2 protein-coding genes are annotated in these 2452 nt (G+C 46.1%); both read right to left on the bottom strand.

Annotated elements, in window-relative coordinates; genetic code table 11:
• Positions 1–245 precede the first annotated feature (245 nt).
• Positions 246–2225 carry a PINc/VapC family ATPase gene (locus tag MKMG_RS11240; RefSeq protein ID WP_165078030.1) on the bottom strand — a complete coding sequence of 660 codons (1980 nt, stop codon included), beginning with the start codon at positions 2223–2225 and terminating at the stop codon, positions 246–248.
• Positions 2226–2250: 25 nt separating this feature from the next.
• Positions 2251–2452 (bottom strand): phosphoribosyl-AMP cyclohydrolase (locus MKMG_RS11245; RefSeq protein ID WP_305847822.1); only part of this gene is annotated, 202 nt, incomplete at its 5' end.

Below are 2452 nucleotides of genomic sequence, written 5' to 3' on the forward strand. Positions count from 1 at the left end.
CGATCTAGAAACGTCCGATAACATCAGGCACGATGTATGTCCTCCCGTGCCCGACATGCATTGCCCCGGATGGATATGGATACGCAACGTTCAGGTAGAATTTATTACTCGTACCAGGGTCTGACTCAAACTGCGATCGCCAGATTTCTCCGTATTTATGTTCAAAGTTTTTCATATCAAATGATTGCACGTGTATCGCCCCAATCTGAAAGGTAATCCCTGAAATATTGTTCCCAAAAATAAAGTTAGTTTCCTACCGGTTTAAGGCGAATTGACTCATCATCCTTATACCGGCGCAGCATGTCCTGTGCTATTCCACTGGTCTTTGATATGATAATCTCACCATTATCATTCACCGTTGCTGTGAACAGGTACTCTTTTCCGCCAAATACGTCCACGATTTTTCCACTGTTTTCCGGGGATAGCACCATGAGATTCTTTTTGTCGACGGTCAGTTCAATGGACTGCCCATTCACAGAAACACCCTCTGCCGATGGTCTTCCATCCGCAGGAGCTTCTTCTTCTTCTTCTTCTTCTTCTTTTGCAGGTCCGAATTCAGAGAACGGCTTAATATCGATACCGATACTCAGTTTATTGACAATACCTGCAACATTTTTGCCCCCTTTGCCAATTGCAGCAGGCACATCTCTGTCATCGATATACACAACGGCCTTATTGTCGGAAAGCATCTTTACTTCTATAGGTCCATCCGTGAAACGCCCGAGTTCCTGCTTGATTTCACGTCCTGCCAAATCCCACGCGAGATTTTTATCTTCCGGCAGCACCTCCTCCTTCTCCTCAGGGGGCTCTTTGGTGATCTTCTTTGCTGCAGGGGGCTGTTCCTTTTTATGTGAAGGGACAGGCGCTGCTTCATGCATCTCTGCAGGCAAAACAATGGTCTGCCCTTCATAGCAGAAGACATCACATGCAGTAACGCCGTCTGTACAGCGTGAAAGTCTGATGATGGGACAATTTTTTGAGAGATCCTGCATCCCCGTTGGTTTCCCAACTACCAGGGATATCCTGTAAACAGATAACTCCGCTTTTTCATCAACAAAAATAAGGGTGTCGACTGTGTTTGCCAAGGTACTGAAATCAACCCTGTTGATGAACCGCTGCAGGGCATCACAGGGTGTCTGGGAATGGACGACGCCAATGGTGCCAACTCCTGCAAGGCGCATATCCGTATATACCTGGAAATCTTCCTCTACACGGATTTCATCAAATATTACATGGTCCGGACGTATGAGTATCAGCACCTCTCCGGTCTTCTTCATGCTGCCATCAAGTGCAGAGAACTGTGTGACTGAATCAGGCACCTGAAGGTCACGGGGATTTTCCATCGTACACACCTGATGCCCGGACTCCAGAAGGAAGGATGCAATGTTCTGGGCAAGTGTGGTCTTTCCGGAACCAGGAGGGCCTGTAATAAGAATGCCGGATGATTTTTGTAACAGGCGCTCTTTAATCTCCGGGGATAGTGATTTTTGATCATACTGCTCTCTGAGAACCGGTCTGAAAGCAGTAATTCCCATACCATCAGAGAACGGCCGGCGCACAATTGCAATTCTCATCGAACCTATCTGAACAACGGTCACCCCTTTGCGTTCAACTTCAATAAATCCGTCAGGATCGCGTTTGGCCCGTTCAATGATCTCCTGTGCCATCTGCCGGAGTTCATACTCAGAAAGGGGTGTTTCACGAAGAGTCACAAGATCTGAGCGTTCTATATTTCCTTTTTGTGCAGTGGGTTTAACACGTTCCTTCAGGTGTACAGAGATTGTTGTTTCGTCAAAAAACTGATCAATACTCAGTGGTGAAAATTCTCCCGGCTGTGGTTTTAGATACAAAACATCCAGACCTTTTGCCTTTGCCACCTCTGCCTGCACGATATCACTGGTGATAAATTGTACATCTTCGTATTCCAGTGCGACATTGCGAATAAGTGCATCAATCTCTCCGCCGCTTGCCAGTTTCACCTGTTCAAGACTGGGCCGTTTTCCCACATATTGTAATTCAATGATTCCTTTGCCAGCCATATCTGAAAGTTGCTGGAGTTCAATCAAACCGCTAAATCCTATTTCCCGTCCCTGATTTGCCTGAGATTCAAGTTCAGCCACAACAGCTTCCGGTATTATTATTGTATAACCGTTATATTCTCCCTCCTGTATCATGGAGGTGATGCGTCCGTCTATTACAACGCTTGTATCGGGTACTAATATCATAAAAATATCACCAATCTATATGGTGTCACTCATCCTTTTTATCATATGCCTCATCTGGATTAACCAGTCTGCGTGCAGTGATTTTTCCGTCCAGTTCACGGAAAAAGCAGGTTTCGTATCCGGTATGGCAGGGCACACCGGTCTGATGCACAATATACAGAAGAGTGTCGGCATCGCAATCCACGCGTATGGTCTCTATTTTCTGAAAATGTCCCGATTCTTCACCT

Source organism: Methanogenium sp. MK-MG (genome assembly GCF_009914725.1).
In the GTDB taxonomy this organism is placed as follows: domain Archaea; phylum Halobacteriota; class Methanomicrobia; order Methanomicrobiales; family Methanomicrobiaceae; genus Methanogenium.

Coding starts and splice junctions, on each gene's coding strand:
- MKMG_RS11240 (WP_165078030.1), bottom strand. CDS start 2,225: ATGATATTAGTACCCGATACAAGCGTTGTAATAGACGGACGCATCACC.